This is a genomic window from Clavibacter quasicaliforniensis, assembly GCF_051201715.1.
In the GTDB taxonomy this organism is placed as follows: domain Bacteria; phylum Actinomycetota; class Actinomycetes; order Actinomycetales; family Microbacteriaceae; genus Clavibacter; species Clavibacter seminis.
The window spans coordinates 2855384-2870925 of sequence record NZ_CP139624.1; the positions used below are offsets into that span (position 1 = coordinate 2855384).

The following is a 15542-nucleotide window of genomic DNA, read 5'->3' on the forward strand; positions in this document are numbered from 1 at the left end:
GGCGTACGGCCGAGGCCGGACGGATCAGTTGGTGGTGGTCTCGTCCTCGTCGTAGCTGTAGTAGTGCGCGCCGTCGAAGCCGGGGACGGCGTCCTTCAGCGACAGACCGAGCTCGACCAGCTTGTCCTTGACCTCATCCACCGACTTCTGTCCGAAGTTGCGGATGTTCATGAGCTGCGTCTCCGAGAGGGCGACGAGCTCGCTGACGTTGTTGATGCCCTCGCGCTTGAGGCAGTTGTACGACCGCACCGAGAGGTCGAGGTCCTCGATGGGCATCGACAGCTCGGAGCTGAGGACGGCGTCGACCGGCGCGGGGCCGATCTCGATGCCCTCTGCGGCCGAGTTGAGCTCGCGCGCCAGGCCGAACAGCTCGGTGAGCGTGCGGCCGGCGGACGCGATGGCGTCGCGCGGCGTGATGGCCGACTTGGTCTCGACGTCGACCACGAGGCGGTCGAAGTCGGTGCGCTCGCCGGCACGGGTGGCCTCGACGCGGTAGGTGACCTTGAGCACGGGCGAGTAGATCGAGTCGACCGGGATCTGGCCCGCCTCGCTGAACTCGCTGCGGTTCTGGGTCGCCGAGACGTAGCCGCGGCCGCGCTCGATCGTCAGCTCCAGCTCGAACTTCGCCTTCTCGTTGAGCGTGGCGATGACGAGCTCGGGGTTGTGGATCTCCACCCCGGCCGGAGCCGAGATGTCGGCGGCCGTGACCTGGCCCGCACCCTGCTTGCGCAGGTACGCGGTGATCGGCTCGTCGTGCTCGCTGGAGACGACGAGGCCCTTGATGTTGAGGATGATCTCGGTCACGTCCTCCTTCACGCCGGGGACGGTGCTGAACTCGTGCAGCACGCCGTCGATCCGGATGCTGGTGACGGCCGCGCCGGGGATGGACGAGAGGAGCGTGCGGCGGAGCGAGTTGCCGAGCGTGTAGCCGAAGCCGGGCTCGAGCGGCTCGATGACGAACCGCGAGCGGAACTCCGAGATGGACTCCTCGGTGAGGGTGGGGCGCTGCGCAATGAGCACTGTGTTGTTTCCTTTCGGCGAGGCGTCCGCTATATGACGCCTGCGATGCCCCCCGAGTGGCGGCCCGGGCGGGTAGTGAATTGGTCGATCGGACACACGGCGGATCGGCCGACGCCGTCCCCTCCTGGTGGAGCGGGACGGCAGCGGCCGATCAGCGCGAGCTAGACGCGGCGGCGCTTGGGCGGGCGGCAGCCGTTGTGCGCCTGCGGGGTGACGTCGTTGATCGAGCCCACCTCGAGGCCGGCGGCCTGGAGCGAGCGGATCGCGGTCTCGCGGCCGGAGCCGGGTCCCTTGACGAACACGTCGACCTTCTTCATGCCGTGCTCCTGCGCCTGGCGGGCGGCCGACTCGGCGGCGAGCTGCGCGGCGAACGGCGTCGACTTGCGCGAGCCGTTGTAGCCGACGACGCCCGAGGACGCCCAGCTGATGACGGCACCGGTCGGGTCCGTGATCGAGACGATGGTGTTGTTGAAGGTGCTCTTGATGTGGGCCTGGCCCACGGCGATGTTCTTCTTGTCCTTGCGGCGCGGCTTGCGAACGGCCGACTTGGGTGCTGCCATGGAATTCTCCTGTGTCTACGGGTGGCGAGGCGCGGGCCGAAGGCCTAGCGCGCCTTCTTCTTGCCGGCTACGGTGCGCTTCGGGCCCTTGCGGGTGCGAGCGTTGGTCTTCGTGCGCTGCCCGTGGACAGGGAGGCCGCGGCGGTGGCGGATGCCCTCGTAGCTGCCGATCTCGACCTTGCGTCGGATGTCGGCGGCCACCTCGCGGCGGAGGTCGCCCTCCACCTTGAAGTTCCCGTCGATGTAGTCGCGGAGGGCGATGAGCTGGTCGTCGCTCAGGTCCTTGACGCGGATGTTCTTGTCGATGCCGGTGTCCTCGAGGGTCTTGACGCTCGAGGTGCGGCCGACGCCGTAGATGTACGTGAGTGCGATCTCGACGCGCTTGTCGCGCGGGAGGTCGACGCCTGCTAGACGTGCCATTGAGGCTTCTCCTGGTGATGGATGGAGGTCTGCAGCAGAGCCTGTGCATCGGCCTCCGACCGATGGTGTCCCCCGGATCCCTCAGGACCCCGGCTTCCGGCGCTGCTGTCGTTCTTCTTCAGGTGGTGCGGTGGTGCCGTGCGGTCGTGCTGACTAGCCCTGGACCTGCTTGTGGCGGGGGTTGTCGCAGATGACGCGCACGCGGCCGTTGCGTCGGATGACCTTGCACTTCTCGCAGATCCTCTTGACGCTGGGGTTGACCTTCATGATGCTTCCTTGCTTTCGTTCTCGCTGGCCTCGTGCCGCCGCGGATGCGGGGCCGTTCCTTGTGCAGCAGGCCTACTTGTAGCGGTAGACGATCCGGCCGCGGGTGAGGTCGTACGGGCTCAGCTCCACGATCACGCGGTCCTCGGGGAGGATGCGGATGTAGTGCTGACGCATCTTGCCCGAGATGTGGGCGAGGACCTTGTGCCCGTTGCTCAGCTCAACGCGGAACATCGCGTTCGGCAGAGCTTCGACAACTCCGCCTTCGATCTCGATGACGCCGTCTTTCTTGGCCATATACTCACTGTCGCTAGAGGTGGTGTCTGCTGTTCGTGCGGATGCGCATCATGGTGAGACGCAGATGCCGGGCACGCCGGGAGGCGGCCGAGCACCAAGGGTCGAGAGTACGGCATCCCCGGGCGTGTCGCAATTCTCCCCGCGTGTCGCGGGCGGATCCGCGGATCCTGCGCTAGCGGACGCACGACGGGCCGGACGGTCGCCCGTCCGGCCCGTGCCCGTGCTGCTGTCGCTGTGCCCGCTACGCGCGGTGGCGGGGGGCGCTGCGGCGGTCGGCCTGCGCGGCGTCGACGACGGCGACGAGGTCGGGCGTCAGCGGGTGCTGGTCCTCGAGGCCCGTCACGCGGCGGACGAGGTCGGCGGCCGTGTCGGTCGCGAGCAGCCCCTGCAGCTCGAGCGCCTGCGGGTCGCCCGCGGGGTCGAAGCGGAGCGCCTGCCCCATCGCGCGCACCAGGGCGTCGTGCGGGAGCCCGCGCTCGGCGAGCTGCGACGCGGGACCCACGAAGCGCTCCTCGCGGGAGAGCTTGCGCAGCGGCTGGCGGCCGACGCGCTCGACGGTGTCCGCGAGGGCCGCGTTGGCGAAGCGCGCGAGGTTCTTCTCGCGGTACGCCGCCTGCTCCCCCTCGTCGAGCCCGTGCTTGGCGACGAGCAGCGCGCTCGTCTCCTCGAGCACCTGGCGCACCTCGTCGGCGACCTCGGGGATCGCCATCGCGTCCGACTGGCTCACGGCGCCGCGCGCGTAGCCGTGGTACGCGACGGTGGCGTGACCGGTGTTCACCGTGAAGAGCTTCCGCTCGATGTAGGGCGCGAGGTCGTCGACGAACGTGGCGCCGGCGATCTCGGGCACGGCGTCGCCGAACGGCGTGCGCTCCACGACCCACTCCGAGAAGTCCTCGACGGTCACGTCCAGGCCCGCGGCGGGATCCTGGTTCGGCACGATGCGGTCGACGGCCGTGTTCGCGAAGACCGCGCGTCCGAGGGCGTCGGTCTCGTCGCCGAGCGCCTTCGCGATCTCGTCGCGGAGGGTGTCGGTCGCGTTGATCGCGTTCTCGCACGCCATGACGGCGACGGGGCCGAGGTCGGCCGAGCGCGCGCGGAGGCCGGCGGCGATCGCGGGGGCGACGAAGCGGAGGATGGCGGGGCCCACGGCCGTCGTCACGACGTCGGCCGTCGCGATCTCGGCGATGAGCGCCTCGCCGTCGGCGGCGCTGTCGATCGCCCGGAACCCGGTGACCGTCCAGTCGCGCGCGTGCGGGCCGACCTCGGTGACGCGGTAGGAGTCGGCGGACGCGAGGTGCCCGATGAGCTCGGCGTTGACGTCGGCGAAGACGACCTCGTATCCGGCCTCGTGCAGGATCAGCCCGACGAAGCCGCGCCCGATGTTGCCGGCGCCGAAGTGGACTGCCTTCACGCCTCGTTCACCTCGGCCAGGAGGGCGTACAGCGCCTCGGCGTCGGGGGCGTCGACGAGCTTCTGCACCTCGTCGTCGTCGCTGAAGATGATCGCGATCTTGCTGAGGATGTCGAGGTGGCCGTTGTCCTTGCCGGCGATGCCGACGACGAAGCGCACCTCGTTGCCCGCCCAGTCGATGGGGGCGTCGTAGCGGACGAAGGAGAGCGCGGAGTCGAGGATCGTGTCCTTGCCCTCGTTGGTGCCGTGCGGGATGGCGAGGAGGTTGCCCATGTACGTCGAGACGCTCTTCTCGCGCTCGAGCATGAACCCCTGGTACTCGGGGGTGACGGCGCCCGCGGCGACGAGGATGCCCGCCGCCTCGGCGATGGCCTCCTCCACGCTCGACGCGGTGCCGCCCACGCGGATCTGGGCGGGTTCGAGGACGTTCGACATGGTGCTCCTGACGTGTGTGCGTGGTGCGGGGGCCGGGTGCCTTCCAGCATGGCCCGGCCCCCGCGGTGCGGTGGTGCGGGGTCCGCCGCGAGGGCGGACCCGGGGTGATCAGCTGTCCGAGCGCTGCTTCTGGACCAGCTCCACGATCTCGTCGTAGCGCGGCGAGTTCATGAAGTTGTCGACGGAGACGTGCTCGGAGGACGGGCTCTTCTCGCGGGCCCGGTCGGTGAGCTCGCGCTGCGTGATCACGAGGTCGGCCGTGCCGTCGAGTGCCGCGATCGCCTTGTTGACGACCGTGACGTCGGTGACGCCCGCCTTCTTCATCTTGTTGCGGAGCACCGAGGCGCCCATGGCGGATGAGCCCATGCCGGCGTCGCAGGCGAACACGATGTCGGTGATGCGCGTCGTCGTGGCGGTGCCTGTGCCCGTGCCGGTCGCGCTCGCGCCGTCGGCGAGGCCGCCGACCGTGCCCGCGGTTCCGGTCTCGGCGCCGAGGCCGGAGAGGATCGAGGACTCCTTGCCCTTGTTGGCCTGCGTCGCCTGGACCGCGGCGCCGAAGTCGCCGTCGGTCTTCTTGCCGGTGCGGAGGATGACCGCCGCGATGACGAAGGTGACGGCCGCGGAGATGATGACCGAGAGGATCACGCCGGGGAAGCTGTTGCGCTCGGTCTGGCCGAGCACGGCGATGATGCTGCCGGGCGATGCCGGGCCGCGGAGGCCGGAGCCGAACGCGACGTTGGTCGCGACGCCCGAGGCGCCACCCGCGATGACCGCGAGGAACAGGAGCGGCTTGGAGAGCACGTACGGGAAGTAGATCTCGTGGATGCCGCCGACGAACTGGATGAGGATCGCGCCGGGGGCCGTGCTGCGGGCGACGCCCGCGCCGAAGATCGTGAACGCGAGGAGCACGCCGAGGCCGGGGCCGGGGTTCGCCTCGAGCAGGAACAGGATGCTCTTGCCCGTGCGGGTCGCCTCCTCGGTCCCGAGCGGCGTGAGGATGCCCTGGTTGATGGCGTTGTTGAGGAACAGGACCTTGGCCGGCTCGATCACGATGCTCGTGAGGGGCAGCAGGCCGTTGTCGACGAGGAAGCCGACGCCGCCGCCGAGGACCGACGTGATGCCGCGGATCACCGGGGTGAGGCCGAAGAACGCGCCGATGGCGAAGATCGCGCCGAGGATGCCGGCGGAGAAGTTGTTGACCAGCATCTCGAAGCCGGGGCGGATCCGGTCGATCCAGAGCCGCTCGACGACCTTGAGCAGGTACGCCGCGAGCGGGCCCGTGATCATGGCGCCGAGGAACATCGGGCTGCCGCCCTCGAAGTAGGGCTCGCCGATGGTGCCGACGATGACGCCCATCGTCGCGATGCTCGCGACGACGCCACCGCGCGCGTCGTAGACCATGCGGCCTCCGGTGTTCGCGATCAGCAGCGGGAGGAGGAAGTACAGCACGGGCGCGACGAGGCCCGCGAGCTGCTCGTTGGGCAGGTAGCCGTCCGGGATGAAGAGGGCCGTGAGCAGGCCCCAGGCGATGAACGCCGCGATGTTCGGCATGATCATGCCGCTGAGGAACGTGCCGAACTTCTGCACGCCGAGCCGCACGGACTGTCCCGTGCTGCGGGTGGGTGACGTCGTCGTCATGGGGGTGGTGCTCCTGTCGTGGTGGTGGCGGGCCTGCTGCGGCCCGCCGTGCTGCGGTGAGGGGGATGTGCGGTGGTGCGGTGGAGAGGGCCGTGCGGGTGGGTCGGTGGTGCGGATCAGACGGTGGCGGGCGCCGATGCCGCGGTGACCGCGGCGCGCGCCTCGACGGCGCTGTCGGCGGCGAGGGCGACGGCGGCCAGGGCCTCCGCCTCCTCGCGCGTGTGGAGGGCGAGCTCGGCGCGCACGTCGGCGAGGGCCGCGGGCGACATCGAGAGGCTGGTGGCGCCGAGGCCGACGAGCACGACGGCGAGCAGCGGGTCCGCCGCGGCCTCGCCGCAGATGCCCACGGGCTTGCCGAGCGCGCGGCCCGCGGTGCCGACCTCCTGCACGAGGCGGAGGACGGCGGGGTGCCACGGGTCCTGGAACGCGGCCACGGATCCCAGCAGCCGGTCCGCCGCGAGCGTGTACTGCGTGAGGTCGTTGGTGCCGATGCTCGCGAAGTCGGCGTTGGCGAGGATCCGGTCGGCGAGGAGCGCGGAGGACGGGACCTCCACCATCACGCCGACCGTCTTGAGGCCCAGCTCGCGGCCGAGGGCCGTGAAGTAGCGCGCCTCCTCGACGGTCGAGACCATGGGCGCCATGACCCACAGGTCGGCCTCGGTGGCGGCGTCGGCCTGCGCCAGCGCGGTGAGCTGGTCGCGCAGGATCTGCTCGTTGGCCCGCAGCGCGCGCAGGCCCCGCAGCCCGAGGGCCGGGTTCTCCTCGTCGGCGTCGTTGAGGAAGCTCAGCGGCTTGTCGGCGCCGGCGTCGAGCGCGCGGACGACGACCTTCTGGCCCGGAAACGCCTCGAGCAGGCGCGTGTAGTGCGCGCGCTGCTCGTCGACGGTCGGCGCGCTCGTGGCGTCGAGGAAGAGGAACTCGGTGCGGAAGAGGCCGACGCCCTCGGCGCCCTTCTCGACCGCGTCGGCGGCGCCGTCGGCGGATCCGAGGTTGGCGAGCAGCGGGATCGCGGTGCCGTCGGCGAGCGCGCCGGGTCCGGTGGGCACGTCGACCCGCGCCTTCCGGGCCGCGATGGCGTCGCGCGCGGCGGACTCCTCCTCGGGCGTCGGGGCGACGGTGACGGCGCCCGTGAGCGCGTCGACCACGACGGTCTCGCCGTCGGCGAGGTCCTTCGCGGCCGCGACGCCGACGACCGCGACGATCGCCTTCTCGCGGGCGAGGATCGCGGTGTGCGAGGTCGGGCCGCCGTCGGTCGTGATGAGGGCGAGGACCTTGTCGAGGTCGAGGAGCGCGGTGTCGGCGGGCGCGAGGTCGCGCGCGACGAGCACGAACGCGTGGTCGGGATCCGGCACGCCGGGCGCGGCGACGCCCTGCAGGTGCGCGACGACGCGCTGCGAGACGTCGTCGAGGTCCGTGGCACGCTCCCCCATGTAGCCGCCCATGCTGAGGAGCAGGTCGCGGAAGCCGGCGAACGCCTCGTGCACGGCGCGCTCGGCGGTGCGGCCCGTGGCGAGACGGGCGGTGATGTCGTCGACGAGCGTGGGGTCCTCGGCCATGAAGGCCTGCGCCTCGAGCACGTCCTTGGCGGCGCCGCCGGCCTTCTCCCCGCGGATGCGGATGTCGGCGGCCGTCGCGGCGAGCGACGCGCTCACGCGGATCCGCTCCTCATCTGCGGTCAGGGTGCTCGCGGTGTCGGCGGGCTCGGGCAGCGGGTCGGGCATGCGGATGACGGGTCCGACGGCGGATCCCCGGCCGATGCCGATGCCGTTCAGGGTGCGGGAGCTCATGCGGCGTCCAGGTCGGACTCGAGGAGCGTCGCGAGGTCGGTGACGACCTGCTCGGCGTTCTCGCCCTCGGCGGAGACGACGACCTCGTCGCCCGTGTCGACGCCCAGCGAGATCACGCCGAGGATGCTGGCGGCGTTGACGCTGCGGTCGCCCTTGGCGAGCTGCACGGGGATCCCGGCCTTCGCGGCGGCCTGCGTGAACAGCGAGGCGGGGCGGGCGTGCAGCCCGTGCGACGAGGCGATGGTGACGGTGCGTTCTGCCATGGTGGCTCCTTCGGTCGGCCCCGGCGGTGGGGCCCTGGTGGGCGGGCGTCGTGCGGTGCTGCGGGTAGTGCGGCGTCGGCGCGGGGCCGGTGGTCAGGCGAGGGGCGGGGATCCCCCGACGGGGCGGCCGTGCAGCCCCGGCGCGAGGCGGAGCGAGCGGGCGCCCTGGCGCATGGCGGCGACGGCCCGGTCGAGCGCGGCGCGCGCGCCTTCGGGACGCGCGGCGTCGGCGTCGAGGAGGACGGCGGTCGCGCCCTCGTCGGCGGCCGCGGCGCGCACGGCGTCGAGGCGGTCGGCGAGGTGGGCGCCGAGGAGGACGACGTCCATGCCGGCGGCGTCGAGGCGCACCTGGGCGATGGATCCGGCGACGGCCTCGATCTCGAGCCCGTCGGCCTCGGCGAGCGCGCGGAGGCGCTGGGCGAGGAAGGTGCTGGATGCGCCGGAGCCGCAGACGACGAGGATCCTCCCGGTCATGCTGTGCCTCCTCGCGTCGTCGCTGGTCGTCCCATCGTGCTCCCCGGGACGCGCCGCGTGCCAGCAGATCCGCTTCCGCGGGGTAGGAAGACGGGGCCGGCGGACGTTCAGGCGGGCATCCCGGGCAGGAGCGGATGGTTGACTCGTCTCCGAGAGCGGCGCTCTCTGTCCGCCGCCCGAGGGGACGCGAGCCGCCGCGCAGGGAGACGGACATGCTGAGCGAGAACCACGAGAGGCTGCTGGACTACCTGTCCACGGCCGACCGCTGGGTCGAGGCCGGCGAGCTCGCGGACCGCCTCGGGGTCACCACGCGCAGCGTCCGCACCTACGTCCAGGCGGTGCGCGAGCGCTCGACCGTGGCCATCGCCTCCTCCCCCGACGGCTACCGGATCGACGCCGGCAGCTACGCCCGCCACCTCGGCACCCGCACGGGCGGCGACCAGCAGGGCACGCCCCGCGACCGCCTGCACGCGCTCGTCCGCCGCCTCGGCGACGCGCCCGACGGCCTCGACGTCTTCGCGCTCGCGGGCGAGCTGCACGTGAGCGACTCCACCGTCGAGGCGGACCTCCGCAAGGTGCGCGCCCTCGTCGAGGACGCCGGTCTCGCCCTCCGCCGCACCGGATCCACCGTCGTGCTCGAGGGCTCGGAGCGCGACTTCCGCCGGCTGCTGTCGCGCATGTTCCGCGACGAGAGCGCGCAGGGCTTCCTGCCGCTCGAGACGGTGCAGCGGGAGTTCGCGTCCGACTCGCTGCGCGCGTTCAAGACGGATCTCGTCCGCGAGCTCACGGAGGGCGGCTTCTTCGTGAACGAGTACGGCGTCGACAACGTGCTGCTGCACGTGGCGATCGCGGTCGACCGGCTGGCGCGGTCCCCGCAGCGGGCGGACTCGGGCGCGGACACGGATCCCGCCGACGACGGCACGCCGGGCGCCGGGCACCCGACGGCTGACGACGCGTCATCGGCCGCCCCCTCCGCCGACCCCACCGCCCTCGCGATCCGCGCCGTGCTCGCGCGCCTGCTCGCCGCCCACTTCGACGTGCCGGTGCCGGCCGGCGACGTCGCCTACCTCGCGCTCCTCGTCCGCACGCGCGTCGTCACCCCCGGCAACGAGCAGTCGCTCGCCACCGTGATGCGCGAGCACGTCGTCGAGAGCGACCTCGACGTGGTGCGCGCCATCGTCCGCCGCGTGAAGCAGGAGTACCTGGTGGACCTCGAGGACGAGGACTTCACGGTCCGCTTCTCGCTGCACCTCGGCAACCTCGTCGCCCGCGCGGCCGACCGCTCCTTCTCCCGGAACCCGCTCGCCCGCTCCATCAAGACCTCCTACCCGATGACCTACGAGATCGCCGTGTTCATCGCGAGCGAGGTGCAGCGGCGGCGCGGGATCGCGATCAACGACGACGAGATCGCGTACATCGCGCTGCACGTGGGCTCGCACCGGGAGCGCGTGGCGCGCCGCGACGACCGGGTCGCGTGCGCGCTCGTCTGCCCGAACTACTACGACCTGCACCAGATCATGCGGCAGCGCATCGAGCAGGCGCTCGGCGCCGACATCAGCGTGGACGCCGTGGTCACGCGCACCGACGTCGACGCGGATGCCCTCGGGGTCCAGCTCGTGATCGACGCCACCGGCACGCGTCCGCCCGGCGACGACGTCGTCGTGGTCCAGCCGCTGCCGACGCCCGACGACATCGAGTCGATCCGCCGGGCCGTCGCGCGCGTCCGCCGCCACGCGCGCCGCAGCTCCATGAAGCACGACCTGCTGCGCTTCCTGGACGAGTCGCTGTTCTTCCGCGACCTGCACGCACCCGACGAGGAGGCGATGATCCGGCTGCTCGGTCAGCGGATGGTCGAGCAGGGCATCATCGAGCCCGAGTACATCGACGGGGCCATCGAGCGCGAGCGCCTGTCATCCACGGCCTTCACCGACACCCTCGCGGTGCCGCACTCGCTCGCCATGACGGCGCACCGCACGGCCATCGCGATCGTGGTCAACGACGAGGCGATGCAGTGGGGCGGCAACCGCGTGCACGTGGTCGCCCTCGTGGCCTTCAGCGCGAGCGGCCGCACGAGCTTCCAGCACGTGTTCGACCAGTTCGTCGAGGTCTTCTCCGACCACCGCGACGTGCAGGCGATCATGCGGGCGTCGGGATCCCACGGCTCCTTCATCGAGGAGCTCGTGCACGTCATGGACACCTGACCGGCCGACCCCCAGCCGCCCCGTCTGCGGAGCGGGTCAGGCGTCCGCGGCGATCAGGGCGCGACGGGCGTGACGCCGAGGGGCACGAGGCGCGACGCCCCGCCGTCGGCGAGCGTGAGCACCCAGATGCCGCGCGCGTGCACCGCGACGGAGTGCTCCCAGTGCGAGGCCATGCTGCCGTCGACCGTGGCGACGGTCCAGTCGTCGTCGAGGACGCGCGTCTCCGCCTCGCCGTCGGTGATCATCGGCTCGATCGCGACGACGAGCCCGGGCTTCACCGCGGGCCCCCTGCCGCGCACGCGGTAGTTGAACACCGGCGGATCCTCGTGCATGCTGCGCCCGATGCCGTGGCCCGTGTAGTCCATGACGATGCCGAACGTCCCGGCCGCCTCGACGCTCTCTTCGACGGCCTCGCCCACCTCGTTGAGGTGCGACGCGGTCGCGAGCCGGGCGATGCCAGCCCAGAGCGAGTCCTCGGTGACGCGGGACAGCCGCTCGCGGGCCTCGACGACGTCGGGGCGCGCGGGATCCGGCACCACGACCGTCATGGCCGAGTCGCCGTTCCAGCCATCGATCTCCGCGCCGCTGTCCACCGAGACGATGTCGCCCGGCTGCAGCACGCGGTCGCCCGGGATGCCGTGGACGACCTCGTCGTTGACGGAGACGCACACCGTGTGGCGGTAGCCCGGCACGAGCTGGAAGTTGGAGTGGCCGCCGAGCGCGCGGATGGCGGCGTCCGCGGCGGCGTCGAGCTCGCCCGTCGTGACGCCCGGGGCGATGAGCCCGCGGACGGCGTCGAGCGACGCGGCGGTCGCGAGGCCGGGCGCGACCATGCGGCGGATCTCGTCCGGGGTCTTGTAGATCCCCGGCGTTCGGCGGAGCGCGCCCACGCCGCTACGCGCGGCCGGCGTCGGAGGAGGGACGCACGCCGCGACCGGCGAGGGCCGTGCGGATGCGCTCGGCGACCTCGTCGACCTCGCCCAGCCCGTCGACCTCGAGGAGCAGGCCGCGCTCGCGGTACACGTCGATGAGGGGGCTCGTCTCGCGGACGTAGACCTCCTGGCGGTGGCGGATCTCCTCCTCGCCGTCGTCGGCGCGCCCCTGCTCGGCCGCGCGGCGCGTGAGGCGGGCGACGACCTCCTCCTCGTCGGCGACGAGCTGGATGACGGCGTCGAGCTCCTGGCCCCAGCCCTGCAGCAGCTCCTCGAGGTACGCGACCTGGTCGAGCGTGCGCGGGTACCCGTCGAGCAGGAAGCCGGCCTGCGCGTCCTCCTCCTGGAGGCGCGCGGTGACGAGGCTGTTGGTGAGCTCGTCGGGGACGTAGTTGCCCGCGTCCACGAGGGCCTGCACCTGCTGGCCGAGCTCCGTGCGGTCCTTGATGTTCTGCCGGAAGATGTCGCCCGTCGAGACGTCAGGGATGCCGTACTCGGAGGCGATCCGCTTCGCCTGCGTGCCCTTGCCCGCGCCGGGAGGGCCGACGATCAGGAGCCGGGTCACTTGAGCAGCCCCTCGTAGTGCCGCTGCTGCAGCTGCGAGTCGATCTGCTTCACCGTCTCGAGGCCGACGCCGACCACGATCAGGATGCTCGCGCCGCCGAACGGGAAGTTCTGGTTGGCGCCGACGAGCGACAGGGCGATGAGCGGCAGGAGCGCGATGAGCCCGAGGTACAGCGAGCCCGGCAGCGTGATGCGCGTGAGCACGTAGTCGAGGTACTCGGCCGTCGGGCGTCCCGCGCGGATGCCGGGGATGAAGCCGCCGTACTTCTTCATGTTGTCGGCGACCTCCTCCGGGTTGAAGGTGATGGCGACGTAGAAGTACGTGAAGCCGACGATGAGGAGGAAGTACATCGCCATGTAGAGCGGGTGGTCGCCCGTCGTGAGGTTGTCGGTGATCCACTGCACCCACGGCGCCGGGGCCTGGCCGACGGCGGGCTGGTTGAACTGCGCGACCAGGGCCGGCAGGTACAGCAGAGACGACGCGAAGATGACGGGCACGACGCCGGCCATGTTCACCTTGATCGGGATGTACGTGTTGTTGCCGCCGTAGGTGCGGCGGCCGACCATGCGCTTCGCGTACTGCACGGGGATGCGTCGCTGCGACTGCTCGACGTAGACGACGGCGGCGACGACGAGGAGGCCGACGAGGATCACCAGGAGGAAGACCTCCCAGCCGCGGCTCTGCTGGATCGCGATGAGCGAGGTCGGGAAGGCGGCGGCGACCGACGTGAAGATGAGGAGCGACATGCCGTTGCCGATGCCGCGCTCGGTGATGAGCTCGCCCATCCACATGATGAGGCCGGTGCCGGCGGTCATCGTGATGACCATGAGCATGATCGCGTACCAGGCGTCGTTCGTGACGAGCTGCGTGCAGGCGCTGACGTTGGTCTGGCCGAACAGCGCGCCGCTGCGCGCGACCGTGATGAGCGTCGTGGACTGGAGGACCGCGAGGGCGATCGTGAGGTAGCGCGTGTACTGCGTGAGCTTGGCCTGGCCGGACTGGCCCTCCTTGTAGAGGGTGTCGAAGTGCGGGATGACCACGCGGAGCAGCTGGACGATGATCGACGCCGTGATGTACGGCATGATGCCCAGCGCGAAGATGGAGAGCTTCAGCAGCGCACCGCCGCTGAAGAGGTTGACGAGCTCGTAGAGGCCCGAGGTGCCCTGGTTGGCCGCGAGGCACGACTGCACGTTGGCGAAGTCGACGAACGGCGCCGGGATGAAGGATCCGAGGCGGAAGAGGGCGATGATGCCCAGCGTGAACCCGATCTTGCGACGTAGATCGGGGGTGCGGAAGATCCTGACGACGGCGCTCAACACGGAGGGTGTCCTGCTTTCTGTGGGAGGTCCGCCGGGAGGCGGGGGTCGGGCCGACCCGATGCGGCCCCAGGTGCCGGTAGGGGCGGTCGGTTGCCCGACCGCCCCTGCCGTTGCGTCCTGTGGTGCTACTTGACGGAGCCGCCTGCTGCGACGATCTTCTCCGCTGCGGAGCCGGAGACCTTGTCGACCGCAACCGTCAGCTTAACCGAGATGTCGCCGTCCCCGAGGACCTTGACCTTCTCGTTCTTGCGCACGGCACCCTTGGCGACCAGGTCGCTCGTGGTGACGTCGCCGCCGTCGGGGTAGAGCACGGCGAGCTTCTCCAGGTTCACGACCTGGTACTCGACGCGGAACGGGTTCTTGAACCCGCGGAGCTTCGGGGTGCGCATGTGCAGCGGCATCTGCCCACCCTCGAAGCCGACGCGGACCGTGTAGCGGGCCTTCGTGCCCTTGGTGCCACGACCCGCGGTCTTGCCCTTCGAGCCCTCACCGCGGCCGACACGCTGGCGTGCCTTCTTGGCCCCGGCGGCGGGACGGAGGTGGTGGACCTTGAGGACCTGCTCGCGCTTGACCGTCTCCGTCGAGCCGACCGTGGTCGTCTCGGCGGACGCGGCCGCAGCGGCGGTGGGCGCCTTCGCGGTCTTCTTGGGTGCGGCCTTGGGCGCCTTCACGGGCGCCTCGGCCGACTCGTTCTTCTCAGCCATCAGTCGATCTCCTCCACCTTCACCAGGTGCGCCACGGTGTTCACGTACCCGCGGTTCTGGGCGTTGTCCTCACGGACCACCACGGCACCGATGCGACGGAGCCCGAGGCTCCGCAGGGTGTCGCGCTGGTTCTGCTTCTCGCTGATCTTGGACTTGATCTGCGTCACTCGGAGCTGAGCCATCAGACACCTGCCTTCGCGTCGGCCTCGGCGCGCTGGGCGCGGAGGATGCGGGCCGGGACGACCTGCTCGAGCTCGAGCCCACGACGGGCTGCGACGGCGCGCGGCTCCTCGAGCTGCTTGAGCGCCTCGACCGTGGCGTGCACGATGTTGATCGTGTTCGACGATCCGAGCGACTTGCTCAGCACGTCGTGGATGCCGGCGCACTCGAGCACCGCGCGGACGGGGCCACCGGCGATGACGCCGGTACCCGCGGACGCGGGGCGCAGGAGGACGACTCCGGCGGATGCCTCACCCTGCACGGCGTGCGGGATGGTCAGGCCGATGCGGGGGACGCGGAAGAAGTTCTTCTTCGCCTCCTCGACGCCCTTGGAGATGGCGGTCGGGACCTCGCGGGCCTTGCCGTAGCCGACGCCGACCAGTCCGTTGCCGTCTCCGACGATCACGAGCGCGGTGAAGCTGAAGCGACGACCGCCCTTGACGACCTTGGACACGCGGTTGATGGTGACGACGCGCTCCAGGAACTGGCTCTTGTCGGCATCACGGCCACCGCGGCTGTCGCGGCCGCCCTGGTTGCGATCGCGTCCGCCACGACGGCCCTCACGGCCCTCGTTCTGCGCGGGTGCGGTGGACGCCGCGGTCTCGACGGGCGTCTCCGCCACTGCCACGACCTCGGGCTCCTTGTTGTTGTTCTCGGCTGCGCTCACAGGCTCAGACCACCCTCTCGAGCTCCTTCGGCGATGGCCGCGACGCGTCCTGCGTAGCGGTTGCCACCACGATCGAATACGACGCTCTCCACGCCGGCCGCCTTGGCGCGCTCGGCGACGAGCTCGCCGACCTTGCGCGACTTGGCGGTCTTGTCGCCGTCGAACGTGCGCATGTCGGCCTCGAGGGTCGACGCGGACGCGACGGTGTGACCACGGCTGTCATCGACGACCTGCACGAAGACGTGACGGGCCGAACGGGTGACGACCAGGCGCGGACGCAGCTCGGTGCCCTCGACCTTCTTGCGCAGGCGTGCGTGCCTGCGGCCGCGGGCGGCGGACTTGCTTTTTCCTCTAACTCCGAGAGCCAT

19 protein-coding genes are annotated in these 15542 nt (G+C 71.1%); 1 reads left to right on the forward strand and 18 read right to left on the reverse strand.

Annotated features, from left to right (window positions below; translation table 11 throughout):
• Positions 1–24: 24 nt before the first annotated feature.
• The 11 genes from NL142_RS13525 to NL142_RS13575 all read right to left on the reverse strand — a co-directional run bounded on the left by NL142_RS13525 (position 25) and on the right by NL142_RS13575 (position 8567).
• Entirely contained in the window at positions 25–1020 is a 996-nt protein-coding gene (locus tag NL142_RS13525; RefSeq protein WP_012039273.1) for a DNA-directed RNA polymerase subunit alpha, read from the reverse strand.
• Positions 1021–1181: 161 nt separating this feature from the next.
• The gene (rpsK, locus tag NL142_RS13530; RefSeq protein WP_012039274.1) at positions 1182–1580 is read right to left on the reverse strand and encodes a 30S ribosomal protein S11; all 399 of its coding nucleotides are present in this window, start codon (positions 1578–1580) and stop codon (positions 1182–1184) included.
• A 44-nt stretch (positions 1581–1624) separates the two neighbouring features.
• The gene (rpsM, locus tag NL142_RS13535; RefSeq protein ID WP_015491172.1) at positions 1625–1999 is read right to left on the reverse strand and encodes a 30S ribosomal protein S13; all 375 of its coding nucleotides are present in this window, start codon (positions 1997–1999) and stop codon (positions 1625–1627) included.
• Between the two features lie 153 nt (positions 2000–2152).
• Positions 2153–2266, reverse strand: coding sequence for a 50S ribosomal protein L36 (rpmJ, locus tag NL142_RS13540; protein ID WP_012039276.1), 114 nt, complete (start codon positions 2264–2266; stop codon positions 2153–2155).
• A 72-nt stretch (positions 2267–2338) separates the two neighbouring features.
• Positions 2339–2560, reverse strand: coding sequence for a translation initiation factor IF-1 (infA, locus tag NL142_RS13545; protein ID WP_012039277.1), 222 nt, complete (start codon positions 2558–2560; stop codon positions 2339–2341).
• A gap of 241 nt (positions 2561–2801) precedes the next feature.
• Positions 2802–3971, reverse strand: coding sequence for a mannitol-1-phosphate 5-dehydrogenase (locus tag NL142_RS13550; RefSeq protein ID WP_435080146.1), 1170 nt, complete (start codon positions 3969–3971; stop codon positions 2802–2804).
• The gene (locus NL142_RS13555) at positions 3968–4405 is read right to left on the reverse strand and encodes a PTS mannitol transporter subunit IIA (protein ID WP_012039279.1); all 438 of its coding nucleotides are present in this window, start codon (positions 4403–4405) and stop codon (positions 3968–3970) included. The genes NL142_RS13550 and NL142_RS13555 overlap by 4 nt, the downstream gene beginning before the upstream one ends.
• 108 nt (positions 4406–4513) lie before the next feature.
• Positions 4514–6043 carry a PTS mannitol transporter subunit IIBC gene (locus NL142_RS13560; RefSeq protein ID WP_435080147.1) on the reverse strand — a complete coding sequence of 510 codons (1530 nt, stop codon included), beginning with the start codon at positions 6041–6043 and terminating at the stop codon, positions 4514–4516.
• 116 nt (positions 6044–6159) lie between these two features.
• Positions 6160–7830, reverse strand: a complete 1671-nt coding sequence (gene ptsP / locus NL142_RS13565) for a phosphoenolpyruvate--protein phosphotransferase (RefSeq protein WP_194684470.1) — start codon at positions 7828–7830, stop codon at positions 6160–6162.
• A complete protein-coding gene (locus tag NL142_RS13570; RefSeq protein WP_012039282.1) occupies positions 7827–8093 on the reverse strand; it encodes an HPr family phosphocarrier protein in 267 nt (88 codons plus the stop codon). The genes ptsP and NL142_RS13570 overlap by 4 nt, the downstream gene beginning before the upstream one ends.
• 93 nt (positions 8094–8186) lie before the next feature.
• A complete protein-coding gene (locus tag NL142_RS13575; RefSeq protein WP_435080148.1) occupies positions 8187–8567 on the reverse strand; it encodes a PTS sugar transporter subunit IIB in 381 nt (126 codons plus the stop codon).
• A 212-nt stretch (positions 8568–8779) separates the two neighbouring features.
• Here NL142_RS13575 and NL142_RS13580 point away from each other — a divergent pair, with 212 nt between their 5' ends.
• Positions 8780–10768, forward strand: a complete 1989-nt coding sequence (locus NL142_RS13580; protein ID WP_435080149.1) for a BglG family transcription antiterminator — start codon at positions 8780–8782, stop codon at positions 10766–10768.
• 53 nt (positions 10769–10821) lie between these two features.
• Here NL142_RS13580 and map read toward each other — a convergent pair whose 3' ends face one another.
• The 7 genes from map to rplR form a co-directional block, all read right to left on the reverse strand.
• Positions 10822–11658, reverse strand: a complete 837-nt coding sequence (gene map / locus NL142_RS13585) for a type I methionyl aminopeptidase (protein ID WP_435080150.1) — start codon at positions 11656–11658, stop codon at positions 10822–10824.
• Between the two features lie 4 nt (positions 11659–11662).
• Entirely contained in the window at positions 11663–12265 is a 603-nt protein-coding gene (locus NL142_RS13590; protein ID WP_435080151.1) for an adenylate kinase, read from the reverse strand.
• A complete protein-coding gene (secY, locus tag NL142_RS13595) occupies positions 12262–13584 on the reverse strand; it encodes a preprotein translocase subunit SecY (RefSeq protein ID WP_194684464.1) in 1323 nt (440 codons plus the stop codon). Before secY ends, NL142_RS13590 begins: the two co-directional genes overlap by 4 nt.
• Positions 13585–13709: 125 nt before the next feature.
• Positions 13710–14288: a 50S ribosomal protein L15 gene (rplO, locus tag NL142_RS13600; RefSeq protein WP_435080152.1), complete on the reverse strand. Its 579-nt coding sequence runs from the start codon at positions 14286–14288 to the stop codon at positions 13710–13712.
• The gene (gene rpmD / locus NL142_RS13605; RefSeq protein ID WP_012039289.1) at positions 14288–14470 is read right to left on the reverse strand and encodes a 50S ribosomal protein L30; all 183 of its coding nucleotides are present in this window, start codon (positions 14468–14470) and stop codon (positions 14288–14290) included. The genes rplO and rpmD overlap by 1 nt, the downstream gene beginning before the upstream one ends.
• Positions 14470–15135, reverse strand: coding sequence for a 30S ribosomal protein S5 (gene rpsE, locus NL142_RS13610; protein ID WP_012039290.1), 666 nt, complete (start codon positions 15133–15135; stop codon positions 14470–14472). Before rpsE ends, rpmD begins: the two co-directional genes overlap by 1 nt.
• A gap of 35 nt (positions 15136–15170) precedes the next feature.
• Positions 15171–15542: a 50S ribosomal protein L18 gene (rplR, locus tag NL142_RS13615; RefSeq protein WP_012039291.1), complete on the reverse strand. Its 372-nt coding sequence runs from the start codon at positions 15540–15542 to the stop codon at positions 15171–15173.

Bases quoted from the DNA above. Each gene is read 5' to 3' on its own strand.
- rpsK (WP_012039274.1), bottom strand. From the start codon at position 1,580: ATGGCAGCACCCAAGTCGGCCGTTCGCAAGCCGCGCCGCAAGGACAAG.
- rpsM (WP_015491172.1), bottom strand. From the start codon at position 1,999: ATGGCACGTCTAGCAGGCGTCGACCTCCCGCGCGACAAGCGCGTCGAG.
- rpmJ (WP_012039276.1), bottom strand. From the start codon at position 2,266: ATGAAGGTCAACCCCAGCGTCAAGAGGATCTGCGAGAAGTGCAAGGTC.
- infA (WP_012039277.1), bottom strand. From the start codon at position 2,560: ATGGCCAAGAAAGACGGCGTCATCGAGATCGAAGGCGGAGTTGTCGAA.
- NL142_RS13555 (WP_012039279.1), bottom strand. From the start codon at position 4,405: ATGTCGAACGTCCTCGAACCCGCCCAGATCCGCGTGGGCGGCACCGCG.
- NL142_RS13560 (WP_435080147.1), bottom strand. From the start codon at position 6,043: ATGACGACGACGTCACCCACCCGCAGCACGGGACAGTCCGTGCGGCTC.
- ptsP (WP_194684470.1), bottom strand. From the start codon at position 7,830: ATGAGCTCCCGCACCCTGAACGGCATCGGCATCGGCCGGGGATCCGCC.
- NL142_RS13570 (WP_012039282.1), bottom strand. From the start codon at position 8,093: ATGGCAGAACGCACCGTCACCATCGCCTCGTCGCACGGGCTGCACGCC.
- NL142_RS13575 (WP_435080148.1), bottom strand. From the start codon at position 8,567: ATGACCGGGAGGATCCTCGTCGTCTGCGGCTCCGGCGCATCCAGCACC.
- NL142_RS13580 (WP_435080149.1), top strand. From the start codon at position 8,780: ATGCTGAGCGAGAACCACGAGAGGCTGCTGGACTACCTGTCCACGGCC.
- rplO (WP_435080152.1), bottom strand. From the start codon at position 14,288: ATGGCTGAGAAGAACGAGTCGGCCGAGGCGCCCGTGAAGGCGCCCAAG.
- rpmD (WP_012039289.1), bottom strand. From the start codon at position 14,470: ATGGCTCAGCTCCGAGTGACGCAGATCAAGTCCAAGATCAGCGAGAAG.
- rplR (WP_012039291.1), bottom strand. From the start codon at position 15,542: ATGGCTCTCGGAGTTAGAGGAAAAAGCAAGTCCGCCGCCCGCGGCCGC.